Genomic DNA, 17,384 nt, shown 5'->3' on the forward strand with positions numbered 1-17,384 from the left:
GAAACCCTAGCGGTCTCAGGAGTCGCGCAGCACGCGCAGGTGTCCTCGGCGGCCGGTCTCGATCGCGCCGGAGGCATCCTCGTCGGCCGGCTGGCGGCGCGCCTGCACAGCGGCCTCGCCGAGCCGGGGACGGCCGGCCTCACGCACGGCGTTTGCCAGCGCCAAGAGGTCGTCGTGCGACGGCTCGGGCTCGACGTACTCACCCGACAGGCGCACGATCTCCCAGCCCCGTGGGGCGGTCAGGCCCTCGGCGTGGGTGGCGCACAGGTCGTACGTGTGCGGCTCCGCGAACGTCGCGAGCGGGCCGACCACGGCGGTCTGGTCGCCGTAGACGTACGTGAGCGTCGCGATGGCGGGCTTGGAGCACGCGGTGCGGGAGCACCTCCTGGACAGACTCACGTCGCGGACTCTATGCCAGCACCGCGGGGCCGACGCGTCGGCACGCCGTAGGCTGCGGGAGTGACTTCGGCCGGCTTCCCCCAGCGCCCTTCGGGGCGGGTCCGGCGGGACCGCCGAGGCCGCGGTGTGCGTGGTCCCCTGGCGTGGCCGGCCGTGCCCGCCATGACCACCCGGCGGCAGCAGTTCGACGACCTGGTGCTGGACAGCGCGGCCCGCCTCGAGGGTCGCCTCGGGCCGCGCTTCGAGCAGCTGGAGTTCGCGGTGGAGGACGTCCCGCCGACCGACCCGGCGCCGTGGGAGCGCGAGGGCGCGCCGCTCGGTCGGGCCTTCCCCGCCCGCGGCCGGCAACCCGCCCGGATCGTCATCTACCGCAGGCCGATCGAGGCCCGCGCCGAGAGCCAGCGCGACCTCACCGCGATCGTGCAGGACGTCGTGGTGGAACAGGTCGCGGGGCTGTTCAACGTCCCCCCGGGCGACCTCGACCCGCGCTACGACGACGACGGCGGCTGAGGGTCCCCCGGACCGACGGTCGAACGCCGGACCAGCGCACCGACGCTACTGGGTGACCTCGCGCAGGCCGACCGACGTCGTCCGCAGGACGGTGTCCCTCAGTGGGGTGACCGAGATGAGCAACCCCTGGTCGTCGTGCAGCAGGGAGATGACGCCGGCTCGCACCTGACCGTTGCCCGACACGCGGTGCACCCAGACGGACGCGGCACCGGTGACGTCGATCGTCGAGGCGGCATCCACGCCGACCTGTGGCCTGCGCGAGGTCTCCACGCCCTTGGCGTCGACGGTCACGACCTCCACCCCGGCCGTGTCACCGGACGAGGTCAGCGACAACAGGCGCTGGACGCCGGTGGCCGTGCCGGGAGCGACGAGCGGCAGGCCGGCCACCCCTGTGATCGGTGGGGTGGACGAGGCCCAGGCCAGGTCGCCGGGCTTGGCAGGGTTGGCACGGGTCACCATCGCGGCGGCCACGACGGGCACGTCGGCCCGGACCTGGATCCCCACGTTGGAGGGCGGGAGCTTCGAGAGGTCGATGTCGCGCACCGCGGCGCCGTTGATGCGGATGACGCCGCCACCCGGCAGGGCGCGGGCGCCCTGGGCGGTGAGCACCCTCGCCTGGACGACGGCCTCGGAGCCGCCGGGCACCGCGACGCGCAGCACCGACCGGCCGGTCACGGAGACCGCTGGGATGACCTGGTCCCGCGACGGCTGCGCGGCCGGCACGGCATCGTCCGACCCTCCCGCCCGGGTCCCGTCGAGCCAGGTGTCGTTGACGACGGCGGCGATGACGCCACCTTCGGCGACGACGTGCACGACCGGGTTGGCGAGGTCACCCGAGATCGAGTCGAGCAGGAACGAGGTGCGGCCGTGGGCCGGCACGACGATGTCCTTGCCGTTCGGGGAGGAGACCGGCCCGTCGGCCCCGTGCAGTGTCGCGTCGACGGTGACCGGGTTGCCACCCGGGTTGGTGAGCACGAGCCGCTCCTGGCGGCCGGGGTCGCCCCCACCCGCCAGGATCCAGAACTCGGCACCGGGCTGGCTGCACGGCGCCCCTCCGAGGGAGCGCAGGTCGCCCGAGGGCACCAGCCAGCTCTGGGCCGCGGCCACCCCGGCCGCCATCGACTCGGACCCGGACACGAGGACACCAGCCGCCGTCCCCTGGTCGACGGAGAGGTTGGCCCCGCGAGCGGTGACGGGGGCGCCGAGGGCACCACTCGGCATACGGGTGACGCTGAGCTTGCCTGCGGCAGTAGCGGGTTGGAGGCCAGTCAGGGCACGGAGCGGTGCCGCGGCGGCGGCGACCCGCACTGGCACGTCGGCGTCGTCGACGCCCTTGATGCCCTTGAGCTCGGGGCCGGGGCAGACCAGCGACGAGCTGCGCACCGGGTTGGTGACGGCGGTGTCGGCCCGGTCGGCAGCGGCACCGGACCCGAGCGCGAGGGCACCCTGGCTGTGGGTGGCCGCGACGACGATGCCCGCGCCGGCGAGGGCCACGAGGGAGGTGCGGACCAGTCCGCTGGCCGACACGTTCACGGGCGACTCCTCCTCGAGGAGCGGTTGCCGAAGGGCACGGCGAGGAAGGCGACGAGCAGCAGGAGGATGCCCTGCGCGTAGCGCCACGTGGCGCTGGTGGGGAGCACCTCGACGGAGATCGTCGCCGGGCCCGCGGGCAGCGCGTATGCCGCGTGGTCACCACTCGGCGCCAGGATCCGGCCGTCGACGGTCACCCTGGCGTGGCGCACCCAGGCGTCGGGTTCGGCGAGGACGAGCGAAGCGCCTTGCGGCACCACGGCCCGCACCTCGAGACGGGCGTGCGAGCCGCTCACCGGCAGCGCCTGCTCGGAGGACTTGGTGACCAGCCGGGCCCGCGACGGTGCGACGGCGTCGTCGGCCGTGCCTCCGCCTCCGGGAAGCACGCGCCAGAACGTCACGCCGTCGTGCTCGCCCAGGCGGCTGAGCCCGGCCGTGGCGTCGAGCGCCCGGATCCGCGGGTCGGTGGCCTCGGTGCGCAGGCCGACGAAACCCACGGCCTGGTCGGACAGGTCGGCGGCGGGGGTGAGCGCGCCGGGGGCAGCGCCCTGCTCGAACAGCGCCCCGACCGAGGTGGCGAGCGCGGTGCTGCTGGTGCGGTCGGCGGGGGGCGTGGGCAGCGAACGCGCCACGTCGCGCACCTCGCGACCGAGCAGCTGGTAGGTCAGCCCGTCACCCTCCGGGGTGAGCAGGAGCATGCGGTTGCCGATGCCGCTCTCGGCCTGGTCGACGGCCACGGCGGGCCGTGGGTCCTGCCAGGCACGGAGGTCGCTGCCCACCGTGCGCCAGGTCAGCCAGGCGCCGCTGAGCAGGACCGAGCCGATCAGGGCGGCGGCGACGGGCCAGCGCGCGAGCGCCTGCCAGCCTCCGCGGGACCGGCTCACCGCGAGGCCTTCGGCCCCCAGCAGGGCTGCCGCGACGAGGGCTAGGGCGAACACCAGCAGGCCGGTGCCGGCCCAGGCGGTGATCGGCCGGCCGGCCTCTGGGAGGCCCTGCGGCACGACCCCGAGGGAGATGCGGGGTGCCACGACGGCGTACCCGAGACCGAGGAGGGCGACGACGGCCAGGACGCTGGCGGCCGGGCCGCGGCGTCCCGCACGGAGCAGACCGAGCATGCCGGCCAGGACGAGCGGCACCGAGAGCAGGACGGGGTAGGAGCCTGCTCCACCCGGGTGGAGCAGGGCGATCTGCCAGGGCAGCGCCTGGTCGGTGCCCCAGACCGAGAGCCCGGGACCGGTGAACACCAGCGCGGGCCGGGCGACCAGCGTCTCCACCCAGGGCCCGAGCAGCAGCACGGGACCGAGTGCGATCGCCAGGCCCCGCACGCGAGCCCAGCCGTGACCGGCCAACAGCACGACGACACCGGCGACGACGACGAGGGCCAGGAGCGCCGGGGCGAACGCGCCGAGGACGGCCGCCCCGAGGACGGTGGCCGCGGTGGCGGTCGTCGTGCCGGCCCGGCGACCGGCGAGCACCACACCGGCCGCGACCAGCGGCAGCACGACAGCAGCGACGATGGCCCCCAGCCGGCCGGAGCCAACCGCGGTGGCCAGCACCGCCGTCGTGGACCAGGCCAGGGCCGCGAGGGCCCGTGGCAGCCGCGAGTGGGTCACCACGCGGGCGGCGAGGTATGCCGCGAGCGTGGCCAGCGGGAGCGCGAAGGTCACGAGCATCGTGACGACCGCACCGGCCGGCGATGCGGGAGCGCTGAAGAGGGGGAGGTTGGCGGCCAGCCACGAGAGCCCGGCCAGCACCACGAGGTGGGGCCCCTGCTCGGCGCCGGACCCGAGACCGGAGCCGTGCCAGCCGTCGAGCCAGGCGTGCCAGAGCGTGCCCGCACCGGCCCGGACCCCGACCGTCTCGCCGCCGGTGAGCCCGTTGTCGAGGCGGTCGCCGAAGCTGCCCCCGAACCGCCTGGTCGCGAGCACGGACACGACGGTCATCGCGAGGACCACGAGCACGCCGGGGTTGCGGGTGGCCCGGGACGCCCAGGTGGCCCCGAGGACGTTGAGGTCCTGCGCCTCGTCGGCGACCGGACCAGACTCGATCGCCGCCGCACGGGCGGAGTCGAGCTGTCCCGGCTCGAGCGCCACCTCGTCACGGATGAGGTCAGTGGTGTGGCGCAGCACGGTGCGCGACGGGACGAACAGTCCTTGCAGGTCGCGGCGACGCACCTGACGCGTGCCGCGCGAGCGCCACCGCGCGCCCAGCACCCGGCCGGGCGTGAGCACGGCACCGATGTCGGAGAGCTCCGCCCAGGCGGCGCGGGGGCGCTTCGCGAGCATGAGGGCAACCGCCGCGGTCGTGCTCGAGAGGACGATCCACGCGGCCAGGAACGGCAGCGTCCACCAGGCGCAGCGCGACAGCGCCACCCGGCGGGCCTGCCGCCGCATGCGGGTCGCCGAGTCGCTCGGCACGAGGTCGTCAGGGGCCGGCTCGGCGCCGGTCCGCAGGGTGGCGCGGGGCACCACGACCACGCGACGACCGGACTGCTGGGCCCGCCAGGAGAAGTCGATGTCGGCACCGAAGTCGCCGAACCGGCGCTCGGGACCACCCAGCTCCGCGAGCAGGGCCCGCTCGACCAGCATGCCGGTCGCGGGGATGGCGAGGACGTCGGTGCGGCGGTCGTACTGGCCCTGGTCGGGCTCGCCGGGGGCCGGCGACGGGATCACCCGCCCGCTGCGGGTCAGCTGGAGACCCACGGAGCGCAACGCCCCGGCGCGGGTCCAGTCGAGGAGCTTGGGGCCGGCCGCCCCGACCGACGGGCTACGCCGCACGGCGTCGAGCAGGCGGGCCAGGGTCGTCGGCGCGGCGGCGCTGTCGGAGGTGAGCACCCACACGTGGCTGGCCGGGTCAGGCCCCGCGGCACCGGTGGCGAGGTCCTGCGCGAGGGCCGAGCACACGGCATACGCGAGGGAGGCGGCGGCGGGGACGGTCACGACGGTGATCGAGGGGATGGCGTCCGCGACGCCACGGTGGGCCCGCACGGTCTCGACGGCGTTGCCGTCCACACCGGGGTCGACCACCACGAGGCGCTCGGGGGTGCGCGTCTGGCGCGCGAGCGAGTCGAGGGTCTCCGGGAGCGCCGAGGCGGGGCCCCGGAGGACCAGAACCGCCGTCACGGTCGCGACCGCCGCAGGAGGTCCTGCGGGGTCCGTCACATCATGGGGCGGGGCAAGCGTCATGCGCTGGTCACGAGGGAGTCGCCACGCGGGCGACTAGACCGCACGCTTCTTGAGCTTGCGGCGCTCCCGCTCGGACAGCCCACCCCAGATGCCGAACCGCTCGTCGTGCGCCAGGGCGTACTCCAGGCACTCGGCCCGGACCTCGCACCCGACGCAGACCTTCTTGGCCTCCCGCGTCGACCCGCCCTTCTCAGGGAAGAACGCCTCGGGGTCCGTCTGGGCACAGAGCGAACGCTCCTGCCACGACATCTCCACCTCTTCGCCACCTTCGAAGGTGACCAACTGAAGCTCTTGCACGGCTTCCTCCTCGACCCGGTGCGCCGCCCTGTGTGTGATCAAGCGCGATCACAACAATGGAATTACACGCGTGTCATACGTGGTTAGTCAAGCGGAAGTCTGATATTTGCCCGATCGGACGAACCTTGATAACGCCTCTTCCCCGAGCGCTAGAGGTGCGGTAGAAGTGCGGTGCGCGTGCCTGGCGCGGCTCGGACCGCGGTGGGCGTCCGTCCTGGGAGCCACCGATGGCCGCGCAGGGTGGGACTGCAAGACTGCGGGACATGCGCATCACGGCACTGGCCGGCGGTATCGGCGGGGCCCGCTTCCTGCGTGGCCTGCGCGCCCACCTCGACCGCTCCCCCGACCTCGCGGACACCGAGCTCACCATCATCGGCAACACCGGTGACGACATCAGCCTGTTCGGCCTGCGGGTCTGTCCCGACCTCGACACGTTGATCTACACCCTCGGCGGCGGCAGCCACGAGGCCCAGGGCTGGGGACGGGCCGACGAGAGCTACCGGGTGCTGGGCGAGCTGGCGGCCTACGGCGCCGTGCCGCAGTGGTTCGGCCTCGGCGACCTCGACTTCGGCACCCACATCGTGCGCTCGCAGTGGCTCGGCCAGGGACTGTCCCTCTCCGAGGTGACCGCCCGGCTCGCCGCCCGGTGGGGGCTGCCCGACCAGCGCATCACCCTGCTGCCGATGAGCGACTCCCCCGTCGAGACCCACGTGGTCGTCGAGGACGAGCAGGGACAGCGGGCGATCCACTTCCAGGAGTGGTGGGTCCGCCACCAGGCGTCGATCCCGGCCCAGCGGTTCCAGGCCGTCGGCATGGACCGCGCGACCGCTGCCCCGGGCGTCCTCGACGCGATCCGTGGGGCCGACGTCGTGCTGCTGCCGCCGAGCAACCCGGTCGTGTCCATCGGGATCATCCTCGGGGTCCCCGGCGTGCGAGATGCGTTACGTGGCACCGCTGCTCCCGTCGTCGGAGTGTCACCGCTCATCAACGGTATGCCGGTGCGTGGCCACGCCGACGCGTGCCTGCGGGCGATCGGCGTGGACTCCACCACCTCCGCCGTCGCGGGGCTCTACGAGGACTTCCTCGACGGGTGGCTCGTCTCCCCCGAGGACGAGTCATCGGTGAAGCTGCCCCGAGCGGTGGTGCGCGGCCGGCCGCTGCTGATGACCGACACCGACGCGGCTGCCGAGATCGCGGGCGCCGCCCTCGACCTGGCGCTCGAGCTGTCCTCCCGGACCAAGGGCGCCTGAGCGTGCCGACACTCTCGATCGTGCCGCTGACCGGCATACCCGAGGTGCGGGCCGGCGACGAGCTGGTCGGGCTGCTGCTCGACGCCGCGGCGGCCGCGGACCTGACGCTCGCGGACGGCGACGTGCTCGTGGTCTCGAGCAAGATCGTCTCGAAATCCCTTGGCCTGTGGGCCGATTCGACGGTCAAGGGCGCTGCCGTGGTCAGCCAGACGGTGCGCGTCGTGGCCGAGCGGATGACCGGCGACAAGGTGACGCAGATCGTCCGGTCGACGGCCGGCCCGATCATGGCCGCCGCCGGCGTCGACGCCTCCAACACCGGAGGGCGCGATGCCGTGCTGCTGCTGCCAGCTGACCCTGATGCCGAGGCGGAGCACCTGCGGGTGGCACTGCTCGCCGCGACCGGCCTGCGGCGCCTGGGTGTGGTGTTGAGCGACACGGCCGGGCGACCGTGGCGGTTCGGGCAGACCGACTTCGCTCTGGGGGCCGCAGGCATCGAGGTCGTCGACGACCTGCGTGGTGGCGTCGACGCCGACGGTCGACCGTTGTCGGTCACCGCCCGAGCCGTCGGCGACGAGCTGGCTGCCGCCGCAGACCTGGTGAAGGGCAAGGCCGACGCGATCCCCGCCGCCGTGGTCCGCGGGACCGAGTGGGCGCTGGCCGACCGCGGCCCGGGCGCCCGCGCGCTCATCCGCGCAGGCCGAGAGGACTGGTTCGACTACGGCCGCGCGGAGGCGGTCCGGGCCGCCCTCGGCATCGAGCCCGGCGAGGGGATCGCCGAGCAGATCGGCATCCCGACCGTGGGCACCGAGGACGTGGCCAGCCGCCTGGGTCGGGCCGTCGCGGTGGCGCTGGTCGGCGCCCCCGACGTCGGCATCGACGTGGGTGGGTCGGTCGTGACCGTGTCCAGCCCCTCGTCCTACCAGCTCGGCGTCGCCGTGGCCCGGCTCGAGGTGGCGCTCTGGGGCGAGGGGCTCACTGCCGAGGTCCCCGACGACGTGGCCGGGCTCGACCTCCGGCTCGAGATCCGCGACCGCTGAGGGAGCTCAACGTCGGGTCGGCAGGTGGGTCCTCGGGGCCATCCGCGGGCCCCGGCGCGGACGAGCCGCCCCGGACAGCTCCAGCAGGTGCTGGACGCGGTAGCGGTGGCCCCGGTAGGGCTCGAGCAGCTCGGCGAGGACGTCGTCGTCGCGAGCCTCGCCCAGCAGCGCCCAGGTGAGGTTCTTCGCCACGTGGTAGTCGCCGAAGCTGACTGCGTCGGGATCACCCAGCGCGCGCTGGGCGACCTCGGCCGCCGTCCAGACGCCGATGCCCGGCACCGACCGCAGCCGTCGGTGGGCGGCGTCGAGCGGCAGCTGGGCGCTCTCCTCCAGCCGACCGGCCACCTTCGCCGCCCGCATCACCGTGCCGGACCGCGCGCCGTCGACCGAGGCCGCCAGCCAGTCCCAGGACGGGATGGCCGCCCACTCCTGCGCCGTCGGGGCGACCCAGAGGCGGCGCTGCTCGCCGGCGCCGGGAGCGCGCGAGCCGAACCGGTGGACCAGCGTCCGGTAGCCGCCGAACGCCTCCTGGCCGGTCACCTTCTGCTCGATCACGCCCGGCACCAACGCGTGCATGACCAGGCCGGAGCGCGGCACATGCCAGGCGGCATACCGTCTCCACGCCGTGGCCACCTGCGGGTGGTGCGCGACGAAGTCACGGTCGTCATCGCCGTCGCCGAGCAGCGCCGGCACCTGGTCGAGCGCCCACTGCGCCCCGTCACCCCAGGCCGTCGCCACCACCTCACCGACGTCGCGACGCTGGACGAGCCGCAGGGTCGCCGGCCCAGCGGGCGTCGGCAGGCCGAGCCACCAGCCGTCGCCACGGTCGGGCTGGAAGGTCGGGTCGCCTCCCCCGCGACGGAACGCGGAGATGACCAGCCCCACCGCTGTGGCCCTGCCGGGACGCCACACACGGGTGGTCTCGGCGGTCGGGGACATGTCGCCAGTGTCGCGCGCCGGGGTGACAGGGTCCGCAGGCGGGCCACGTAGACTCTCCGCGACCCGCCCCCGAACGACCCCGAGGAACCCGTGGCAAACAAGCGCGCGAGCCAGGACCGCAAGGCCCGACTGGCCGAGATCCAGAACCAGCAGAAAGCCAAGGAGCGCAAGGTCGTCGCCGGCATCGTGGTCGGTTGCCTGGTGCTGCTGGCCGGGCTCACCGGGGTCGTGCTCTACGCGATCAACGACGCGAAGGGCAAGCAGCTGCCGGCGCTCGGGGTCTCCGTGGCGGCCGCCAAGTGTGACCCCGTCACCACCGACGCCGCCACCGGCTCGGGTGAGCACGTCGGGCCGGGCACCGCGAAGCCGGACCAGACCTCGGTGCAGTACTCGACGATCCCGCCGAGCAACGGCGCCCACTTCGCCACCCCCGACGTCAGCGGGCGGGACTTCTACACCGCCACCGACCGCCCCGAGCTCGAGACGCTGGTCCACAACCTCGAGCACGGCTACACGATCCTCTGGTACGACGGCACCAAGGTGAAGGACACCACGCTCCTCAAGGACGTCGCCGACCAGGCCAACAAGGTCGCCGAGACCAGCGGCAAGTTCAAGGTCGTCGAGTGGGACCCGAGCCGGGGCGCCTTCCCCGCCGACAAGCCCTACGCCCTCTCACACTGGGCCAAGGACGCCGGTCACCGCCAGCTCTGCGGCGACCTCTCCGGCCAGGTCATCATCGACTTCGTGAAGAAGTACCCGAAGGACGACACCCAGGAGCCGGGCGCCGCCTGACCCCAACGGGTTTCGGGACCCGACCAGCAGACGGAGCCGGCCAAAGACCGGGGTATGCCGCCCGCTCGCCCACGCGACCGTGGGACCCGCCGAGCGGCGGCAAACCTGTCTGCGGGCTCAGAGGTGGACGGGGCTGACGCGCAGCGCAGGGCCGGCCGGGGCGGCGTCCTTGAAGGCGGCCCAGATGTAGGTCGGCGCCATCGGTGCGGCCGCCTCGAGGACGCGGCCGGGCACGCGGGACACCCACGCCGGGATCTGGTCGGTGCCGGCGAAGGCCGTGCTGTCCGCGAGCACCGGGAGCGTGTAGTCCCAGACGTCGAAGGCGCCGAAGAGCCGGCGCAGCCCGGCCCGCGAGTAGTAGTGCTCGTAGTAGTGCTCGCCGCGGCCGGTCAGCCGCAGGTAGCGGTCGGCGGCACCCTGCGGGAGCCAGGAGAGGAACGGCAGCTTGTAGTGCGGTTCGAGGACCTGGTGGCGGTGGCCGACGCCGAGGTAGAGCACCCCGGTGGGGCTCAGCACGCGGTGGATGTCAGCGACGACCGACTCGGGGTCGACGACGTGCTCGTAGATGTGGTTGAAGACGACGACGTCCATCGACCCGTCCTCGAACGGCAGCGCCTCGCCCCGGGCGAGGCTGAACTCGACGCGTTCGCCGAACCGCTCGCGCGCCGCGACCAGCCCGGGCTCGTCGATGTCGACGCCGGCCGTGTGCGCCCCGGCCAGGGCCAGCTCGTCGGCGATGAAGCCGGCCGAGCAGCCCACGTCGAGGGCCCGCAGGCCGGCCAGGTCGGCCCGGCCCAGCGCGTGCCGGACGACGGCCAGGATCTTCTGGGCCTTCTGCCGGCGCTTGCGCTCGTCGAGCATGGCGCCCATCAGCTCGGAGTAGGCGAGCTGCTCCTCACGACCGGACCCGTCGGAGGTCACGAGCGGGACTCCTCGGCGGTCACGTCGGGGTCGACCTCGATGTGGTCGTGCTGCCGCTCCTCCGGGGAGGTGACCAGGTGGTGCGACCGCGCGTAGAGCCAGCCACCGAGGGCGAACACGACGTCCGCGGCCACGGTGAGGAAGCGTGAGATGACCACCACGGCGGTCGCGGCGGACGTGGAGGTCACCGGGGCGAGGATCAGCACCAGCACGCCCTCGCGCACCCCGACGCCAGCCGGCAGGACCACGCTGAACATCGCGATCGACGACGCCAGCGCGAAGCCGGACAGGCTCGCCAGCACGAGCTGACCCGTGCCGGTGTCGCCGCCCGTCGCCCGGGCCAGCACGAGGATGTGCAGGCCGGACGAGACCCACGCGCCGATGAAGAAGAGGGTCGCGGTGAGGACGGCCCGTCCGGAGAGCCGGTGCTCGAGCTGCTCACGGCGGAGCACCCGCAGGACGGTGGCGATCCCCCAGTTGAGCAGCGGCGGCCAGAGCACGACGGCCAGCAGCGGCACCGCGAGCAGCAGCGCCCAGCCGGTCCGCGCCGCCGAGTCGTCGCGGGTGATCAGCAGCGGCAGGGCGGGCGCGCCGACGATCAGCCCGCAGATGGCCGCCATCGCGACCGAGACGAAGGCGACGACCGCCGAGCGCTTGCGCGGGATGTGCAGCCGGGCGCCGATCTCGGCCTGCGCGACGATGCTCCAGACCGCCCCGGGCACGTACTTGCCCAGCTGGCCCACGAAGAAGATGCCGCCGGCCGGCGCGACGTGCAGCGGCGACCCGAGGTCGGCCATCAGGACCCGCCAGCCCAGCACGGTGAAGACCGGGGGCAGGCAGACGAGGACGGCAGCCAGCGCGAAGGTGCCGGCGTCGATGCGCCCGATGTCGGCGGACACCTCGCGCCAGTTCTTGGCGACCGCCACGGTCACGGCCGTGACGACCAACAGCGCCAACAGGATCCGCAGCCCGCTGAAGATGCGGGTGCGGTTCGTGGCGGTGGTGGTCTTGGTGCGGCCCGGGGCCATGTCAGCGCCTCCGCAGGGTGAGCCGGAGCAGCCCGTATGCCGCGTCGGTGCGGGTGGACGTGTCGGAGGCCGACCGCATCCGCCCGGTGATGTCTCCGTCGAGGTCGCCGACGAGCACGAACCCGAAGTCGTGGGAGCGCGCCAGGACCGCCCGCACGTCGGCCGGCCCGAGGGCGCCCTCGGCTCCGGGGTGGCCGATCGGCAGCGTGACGCAGAGCAGGCCGCCGGACTTCAGCGCCCAGGACGCCTGGCTCATCGCCTCGTCGATGTCGTCGGCGTCGCAGCCGCCCGGGTGCAGCCGCACGATCACGTCGAGCGAGGCGGTGTCGACGTCGAGCACCTCGACGCTCGACCGGTGGCCGGTGAGCTCGAGCTCCACCGGGGCGAACCCGATCGCCCGCGCCCACCGCGACAGGGGCGACCGGCTCCCCGACTCGTCGACGATCACGGCGCTGCGACGCCCGTCGTCGCGGACCCTGACGATCGCCGCGAGCGCACCGAGGGCGGCCCAGGCGGCGATCCCGTCGCTGCAGCGCGGGAGCCCGAGGCTGCGCGCGAGCGCCTTCGCGTCGTCGGCGTCCTGGCCGTCGGCGAGGACGTCCGAGGCGCGCACCCAGTCGGGCAGGTCTCCCCGGGACAGCTCGACCTCCGGCCGGGACGCCGCGACCACGGCGCGGACGGTGTTCGAGATCCGGTGCCGCAGGTGACCTGCGACGGCTGCCGCTCCGGTGGGGACGTCGGCCACGTCGTCGTCGTCCGGCTCGGTGGCCGTCTCGACGGCGGCCAGCGCCTCGATGGTCCCGACGTAGCGGGCCCAGGGCCCGGACAGGTCGGGCGGGCGCACCTGGGCCCGGAGCTGGTCGGCGACCCCGGGCTCCGCGAGCCGCTGGAGGGCGGCCACCAGCGCGGCCTTGTCGCCCGGTGGCACCAGGATCCCGTCGACGCCGTCGCGCACCTGGCCGCCGAAGGTGCCGACGTCGGAGGCGAGCACCGGCAGGCCGTGCTGCTGGCCGAGCAGGGCGTTCTGGGAGGCGGTCGCGCTGCGGTAGGTCAGGGTCAGCACGTCGTGCGAGGCGAACAGCGGCGCCAGTCGGTCGGCCGGTACGTAGCCGCCGTGCACCTCCACGCGGTCGCGCAGCCGGGGGTCCTGGGCGAGCTCCTTGACGCGTTCGCCGCTGGAGCCCCACATCTCCCCCGCGACGGTCAGGGTCGGACCGGGCACGTCGGCGAGCGCCTCCATGAGCAGGTCGACGCCCTTGTAGTCGCGGACCATGCCGATGGCGAGCAGCCGGGGCGGCCCGTCGTGCTCGACGCGGTCCACCGGGGCGCCGCCCGGCAGGTGCGGCGGCAGGTCGGTCACCGACACCCGCGGCGCGCCCAGCTCGTAGGCGAGCCGCGCCTGCGCGTCGCTGTGCACCAGGACCGAGTCGACCCGCTCGAGGAACTGCCGCATCAGCTCCCGGTCACCGGGGTGCGTCTCGTGGGGCAGCACGTTGTGGGCGATCACCACGGTGCGCGGCCCGGGGTGCCGGGTCGTGCGCTGGACCGACCGGCGGCCCACACCGGCCGCGCGCAGCAGGGCGAGGTGGGCGGGCACGACTGCCGGGATGACGTGGACGACCACGACGACGTCGAAGCCGCGCAGCCGGCGCCCGGTGCGCACCCACGTGTCGGGTCGGGCCCAGCTCAGGGCCCGCACCGTGCGGGGGAACGGCTCGACGTCGGGGGCTCCGCCGGGCACGGCCTGCTCACCCGGGTAGAGCTTCGAGGGATAGAGGTGCGACCAGGACACCAGCGTCACGTCGTGGCCGGCCTCGGCCAGCTCGTGCGCGAGGCTCGTGGTGTGCGCGGCCACCCCGCCCTTGTAGGGATGCGTCGGGCCGACGACCGCGACCTTGAGGGCCGCGCTGGGGCTCATCGGAGGCCTCCGGGCCGCCGGCCGCGCGAGGCCACGCGAGCCGGCCACCCGGCATACCCGATCGTGCTCACACGCCGGTCCGCGAACGCACGACGAGGTCGGACAGCAACGCCAGGGAGCCGATCATGATGCCGCTGACGATGAGGAGCACCGTGCTCGCCGGGAAGTAGAACGGGTGGCGCACCATGTCGACCACGGCCTTGAGGACCCCGATGACGATCAGCCACAGGGCCGGCGGCATGAGCACCTTGAGCGGGTCGAAGTACATCACCATGCGCAGCACCTGGAGGATGTAGCGGTAGGCGTCGCGGACGAAGTGGAACTTGCTGACCCCGGCCCGCTTGGCGTAGCTCGTGGGGACGTACTTGACGTCGTGCTGGTTGGACAGGAACGCCAGCGTGATCGTCGTGACGCAGCTGAAGCCGGGCGGCAGCAGCCGCAGGTAGGGCAGCGAGACCTCGCGCCGGAACGCCCGCAGACCCGAGTTGAGGTCGGGGATGGTCTGGTTGGTGAGCTTCTCGGCGATCTTGCGGATCAGCCACTTCGCCGGGACGCGGGCCCACTTGTGCGTGCCCTCCTCGGTGGTGCGCGCGCCGACGACCTGGTCGTAGCTCGGGTCGTCGCGCAGGATCCGCACCAGCTCGGGGATCCGCTCGTTCTCGTAGGTCATGTCGGCGTCGGTCCACACGACGATCTCGCCGTGCGCCTGTTGGGTGCCGATGCGACGCGCCGTGCCGCTGCCACCGTTGCGGCGGAACGGCATCACGCGGATGTTGGCGTAGTCGCGGCTCGCCTGCTGGAGCACCTCGAGGGTGTTGTCGGTCGACGCGTCGTCGATGCAGAGCACCTCGTAGGTGAACTCGCTGGAGTTCATCGCCGCGGTGATCCGGTCGATCTCCTTGAGCACGTGCTCGCCCTCGTTGTAACAGGGCAGCACGATCGTGACGTACGGCTTGCCGTGACCGGGTTCGCCGGGGAGTGGTGCGGCAGCGGGCTCGACCGCCGGCAGGTAGGCCGCGTCGGCCGGGTGCACCGGCGCCTGCGCTGCCGGGGCAGCAGGTGCGGCGGGCGTGGCCGGTGGGCTGCTGGCTGGTCCGCCGGTGCCGATCACCTCGGTCGCGGGGTTCGACACCTGCGGGGGGTCGACGGGAATGCGCTCCGTGACGGGGGCGGCTGGGCCGGTGCTGGGGTGCTCGCTCATCTCGCGAGGAGCCTACCCGTCGCCCCACTCCCCCGTGCCCACCCTCGCCGTCCCTGCGACTCTGAAGGATCGTCTGGGTCTGGGTCCGGACGATCCTTCAGAGTCGCGGGTTCATCCGGCCGGGACCGAGCAGCCGCTCCGCCTGCAACGGCGCAGCCTGCCCCGCCACCCGCGCGCGCGCAGGACCGCTCCGATGTCGGCGGCCGTCTCACAGGGCATGACCGCGACGTCGGCCCAGAAGACTCTGGTGGTGGCGCGTGCGGTGGAGAGCAGCTGACGGTCGCGCCGTCCATCCTTGACCCGGTCCTGCCACTGTTCGTGCCCGAGCCGTCCGTCCACCTCGACGATCAGGCCGAACTGTGTGTACTCGTTGTCGTGGTAGCGACGGGCACCACGATCCGACGGTGCCTGCCTGGTCGCTGCCGGGAGCCCGTGCGCCCGCTCGACGTCGCGGACGTAGAGCACCTCAGCGCCGCTCTGCGCACCGTCGCCGACATCCGCGAGGGCAGGCCCAAGGACGCGACTGTGCCGATGCCCCTGTCGCGCGGCCAGCTCGGCCCGAAGCTGGCCGACCGAGACGAGCTCCTTCTGCACCGCGCGGGCGACGGTGGCGAGCGCGTCCGTCGCCGAGCCCTGGGCAGCCACGTCCAGGAGGGTGGCAGGGAGCGTGGTGCGCCACGGGTATGCCGTGTCGTGAACGAGGTCCTCCCAGCGCACCGACCGGCGGACCTTCAGCCGAGGCCCCGAGGCAACAGCGCGCTCGTAGGGCACAACCACCTCGGTGATGACCGGTGGCTTGCGCTCCAGGCCCCAGAGGTAGTGGGCGGAGCGACCGCAGAACGCTGCGTCGGCCGCGGGTGCGCCAGACAGGCAACCCAGGAGGTCGGCGGTCGCCGTGACGTGCCAGTCAACACGACCAGGCTTGGTGAGGAACACTCCAGCGCGCATCCGCACCCATCTCCCCGACGAGACCCGCCACTGCAGCGCATCGTCCGTCATCCCGGCCCCGAGGCACTGCAGACGGGTCAGCAGGTCGAACTGGCGGTTCGCGTGCTGACGAAGCGTCGCCCAGTCGACCGGCATCCGACCACTGTGGCCGCTCGGCCACGCGCAACCCGGCAGTCATCCACAGCCCCGCGACTCTGAAGGATCCTCCGGGTCTGGGTCCGGACGATCCTTCAGAGTCGCGGCAGGTAGGGCCGTGGACCGGGTGACGGGGGTCGGCTCGGGTGTGGAACGGTGGGGTCGTGGACACCCAACAGGTGCTTGAGCTGATGCAGACCGTCGCCGCCGAGGTCATCACGCCCCGGTTCCGTTCGCTGGCCGACGGCGAGGTGATGGAGAAGAACCCGGGCGACCTCGTCACGATCGCCGACCAGGAGTCCGAGGCGATCCTCACCCGCGAGCTGTCGGCGGCCTTCCCCGGCGCGTTCGTCCTCGGCGAGGAGCTGACCTCGGTCGACCCGACCACGCTCGACCGCTACGTCGAGGCCGAGCACGCCTTCACGGTCGACCCGGTCGACGGCACCAAGAACTTCGTCCACGGCTCCCCCGACCATGCGGTCATGGTCAGCGAGGTCGTCCGCGGCGAGACCGTCCGCGCGTGGATCTGGCAGCCGGAGCACGAGGTCGCGTGGGTCGCGGAGAAGGGCGCCGGGGTCTACCGCAACGGCGAACGCGTCGTCCGCGAGCCCGTGCCGGACGACGTCGAGCCTCGAGGTGTCACCTCCATCTGGCCGTTGCGCGGGCACTCGCTCGGGTCGATGCCCGCACTGGTCGGCTCGTGGGTCTGCTGCGGGGTCGACTACCCGCGCCTGATGGAGGGCGCCACCGACTACATCCTCTACGCGCGCAACAGCCCCTGGGACCACTCCCCCGGCACGCTGATGGTCACCGAGGCCGGTGGTTTCACGGGCTTCGCCGACGGAACGCCTTACTCACCAACGCTGCTCACGCCCGGCATCGTCGTGGCCGCCGACCGTGGCACGTATGCCGCGGTGCGCCGCCACGCAGCCGACGCGTTCGCCAAGCGCAGCTGACGACGAGCGGCCGTAGCCTCGTCCCATGACGTCGCGCACCTGGGACCACACCGAGGTATGCCGCGTGCTCGCCCTCGCGGGCGACCCCGCCGCCCTGGGTGGTGCAGTGTCCGTGGCGCTCTGCGGCCACTGGGAGCACGCCGGTCCGTGCCGATGGGAGCACCACACCAGCTCCGAGGCCGACGGTGACGGCGCGGTCGTCACGGTCTCCTTCGACGCCAGCGCCGAGGACGAGCAGCAGGTGCGCGACCTCATCCGGTCGGCGCTGGCCGCAGGGTCGCTGGTCGGCCCCGACGGCACGGCCACCACCTGGCAGCTCGCACCCTGACGCAGGGACG

General features: G+C 73.5%; 16 protein-coding genes. 6 read left to right on the plus strand and 10 right to left on the minus strand.

Annotated features, from left to right (window positions below; genetic code table 11):
* Positions 1-15 precede the first annotated feature (15 nt).
* Positions 16-399, minus strand: coding sequence for a DUF3499 domain-containing protein (locus tag ASG91_RS11830; protein ID WP_056922854.1), 384 nt, complete (start codon positions 397-399; stop codon positions 16-18).
* Positions 400-525: 126 nt separating this feature from the next.
* Between ASG91_RS11830 and ASG91_RS11835 the strand changes: the two genes are divergently transcribed.
* The gene (locus ASG91_RS11835) at positions 526-909 is read left to right on the plus strand and encodes a metallopeptidase family protein (RefSeq protein WP_235545578.1); all 384 of its coding nucleotides are present in this window, start codon (positions 526-528) and stop codon (positions 907-909) included.
* Positions 910-954: 45 nt separating this feature from the next.
* Here ASG91_RS11835 and ASG91_RS11840 read toward each other — a convergent pair whose 3' ends face one another.
* The 3 genes from ASG91_RS11840 to ASG91_RS11850 form a co-directional block, all read right to left on the minus strand.
* Entirely contained in the window at positions 955-2,442 is a 1,488-nt protein-coding gene (locus tag ASG91_RS11840; protein ID WP_056922856.1) for a DUF5719 family protein, read from the minus strand.
* Complete coding sequence (locus ASG91_RS11845) at positions 2,439-5,561, minus strand: glycosyltransferase (protein ID WP_056922857.1); 3,123 nt, start codon at positions 5,559-5,561, stop codon at positions 2,439-2,441. The genes ASG91_RS11840 and ASG91_RS11845 overlap by 4 nt, the downstream gene beginning before the upstream one ends.
* Positions 5,562-5,657: 96 nt before the next feature.
* Entirely contained in the window at positions 5,658-5,873 is a 216-nt protein-coding gene (locus ASG91_RS11850; protein ID WP_153269213.1) for a WhiB family transcriptional regulator, read from the minus strand.
* 311 nt (positions 5,874-6,184) lie between these two features.
* Here ASG91_RS11850 and cofD point away from each other — a divergent pair, with 311 nt between their 5' ends.
* Together cofD and cofE are read left to right on the plus strand one after the other, a co-directional pair.
* Positions 6,185-7,171 carry a 2-phospho-L-lactate transferase gene (gene cofD / locus ASG91_RS11855; protein ID WP_056922859.1) on the plus strand — a complete coding sequence of 329 codons (987 nt, stop codon included), beginning with the start codon at positions 6,185-6,187 and terminating at the stop codon, positions 7,169-7,171.
* A gap of 2 nt (positions 7,172-7,173) precedes the next feature.
* Positions 7,174-8,208 carry a coenzyme F420-0:L-glutamate ligase gene (gene cofE / locus ASG91_RS11860; protein ID WP_235545579.1) on the plus strand — a complete coding sequence of 345 codons (1,035 nt, stop codon included), beginning with the start codon at positions 7,174-7,176 and terminating at the stop codon, positions 8,206-8,208.
* 6 nt (positions 8,209-8,214) lie between these two features.
* On the opposite strand, the gene ASG91_RS11865 is transcribed toward cofE, so the two are convergent.
* Complete coding sequence (locus ASG91_RS11865) at positions 8,215-9,147, minus strand: DNA-3-methyladenine glycosylase (RefSeq protein WP_056922860.1); 933 nt, start codon at positions 9,145-9,147, stop codon at positions 8,215-8,217.
* Positions 9,148-9,237: 90 nt separating this feature from the next.
* Here ASG91_RS11865 and ASG91_RS11870 point away from each other — a divergent pair, with 90 nt between their 5' ends.
* Positions 9,238-9,939: a DUF3105 domain-containing protein gene (locus ASG91_RS11870; protein ID WP_056922861.1), complete on the plus strand. Its 702-nt coding sequence runs from the start codon at positions 9,238-9,240 to the stop codon at positions 9,937-9,939.
* Between the two features lie 117 nt (positions 9,940-10,056).
* Here ASG91_RS11870 and ASG91_RS11875 read toward each other — a convergent pair whose 3' ends face one another.
* The 5 genes from ASG91_RS11875 to ASG91_RS11895 form a co-directional block, all read right to left on the minus strand.
* Positions 10,057-10,860: a class I SAM-dependent methyltransferase gene (locus ASG91_RS11875; protein WP_235545581.1), complete on the minus strand. Its 804-nt coding sequence runs from the start codon at positions 10,858-10,860 to the stop codon at positions 10,057-10,059.
* Positions 10,857-11,888 (minus strand): lysylphosphatidylglycerol synthase domain-containing protein, encoded by a 1,032-nt coding sequence (locus ASG91_RS11880; protein ID WP_082594118.1) that lies wholly within the window; start codon positions 11,886-11,888, stop codon positions 10,857-10,859. Before ASG91_RS11880 ends, ASG91_RS11875 begins: the two co-directional genes overlap by 4 nt.
* A 1-nt stretch (position 11,889) precedes the next feature.
* Complete coding sequence (locus ASG91_RS11885) at positions 11,890-13,806, minus strand: glycosyltransferase family 4 protein (RefSeq protein WP_056922862.1); 1,917 nt, start codon at positions 13,804-13,806, stop codon at positions 11,890-11,892.
* Positions 13,807-13,873: 67 nt separating this feature from the next.
* A complete protein-coding gene (locus tag ASG91_RS11890; RefSeq protein WP_235545583.1) occupies positions 13,874-15,007 on the minus strand; it encodes a glycosyltransferase family 2 protein in 1,134 nt (377 codons plus the stop codon).
* Positions 15,008-15,118: 111 nt separating this feature from the next.
* Complete coding sequence (locus tag ASG91_RS11895; RefSeq protein WP_056922863.1) at positions 15,119-16,090, minus strand: hypothetical protein; 972 nt, start codon at positions 16,088-16,090, stop codon at positions 15,119-15,121.
* 164 nt (positions 16,091-16,254) lie between these two features.
* Here ASG91_RS11895 and ASG91_RS11900 point away from each other — a divergent pair, with 164 nt between their 5' ends.
* The gene (locus ASG91_RS11900; RefSeq protein ID WP_056923217.1) at positions 16,255-17,046 is read left to right on the plus strand and encodes an inositol monophosphatase; all 792 of its coding nucleotides are present in this window, start codon (positions 16,255-16,257) and stop codon (positions 17,044-17,046) included.
* Positions 17,047-17,071: 25 nt separating this feature from the next.
* A complete protein-coding gene (locus ASG91_RS11905) occupies positions 17,072-17,374 on the plus strand; it encodes a hypothetical protein (protein WP_056922864.1) in 303 nt (100 codons plus the stop codon).
* The last annotated feature ends 10 nt before the right edge of the window (positions 17,375-17,384 follow it).

The organism is Phycicoccus sp. Soil802 (genome assembly GCF_001429605.1).
GTDB lineage: Bacteria > Actinomycetota > Actinomycetes > Actinomycetales > Dermatophilaceae > Pedococcus.

Bases quoted from the DNA above. Each gene is read 5' to 3' on its own strand.
- ASG91_RS11850 (WP_153269213.1), bottom strand. From the start codon at position 5,873: ATGTCGTGGCAGGAGCGTTCGCTCTGTGCCCAGACGGACCCCGAGGCG.
- cofD (WP_056922859.1), top strand. From the start codon at position 6,185: ATGCGCATCACGGCACTGGCCGGCGGTATCGGCGGGGCCCGCTTCCTG.
- ASG91_RS11865 (WP_056922860.1), bottom strand. From the start codon at position 9,147: ATGTCCCCGACCGCCGAGACCACCCGTGTGTGGCGTCCCGGCAGGGCC.
- ASG91_RS11880 (WP_082594118.1), bottom strand. From the start codon at position 11,888: ATGGCCCCGGGCCGCACCAAGACCACCACCGCCACGAACCGCACCCGC.
- ASG91_RS11885 (WP_056922862.1), bottom strand. From the start codon at position 13,806: ATGAGCCCCAGCGCGGCCCTCAAGGTCGCGGTCGTCGGCCCGACGCAT.
- ASG91_RS11890 (WP_235545583.1), bottom strand. From the start codon at position 15,007: ATGAGCGAGCACCCCAGCACCGGCCCAGCCGCCCCCGTCACGGAGCGC.
- ASG91_RS11895 (WP_056922863.1), bottom strand. From the start codon at position 16,090: ATGCCGGTCGACTGGGCGACGCTTCGTCAGCACGCGAACCGCCAGTTC.
- ASG91_RS11905 (WP_056922864.1), top strand. From the start codon at position 17,072: ATGACGTCGCGCACCTGGGACCACACCGAGGTATGCCGCGTGCTCGCC.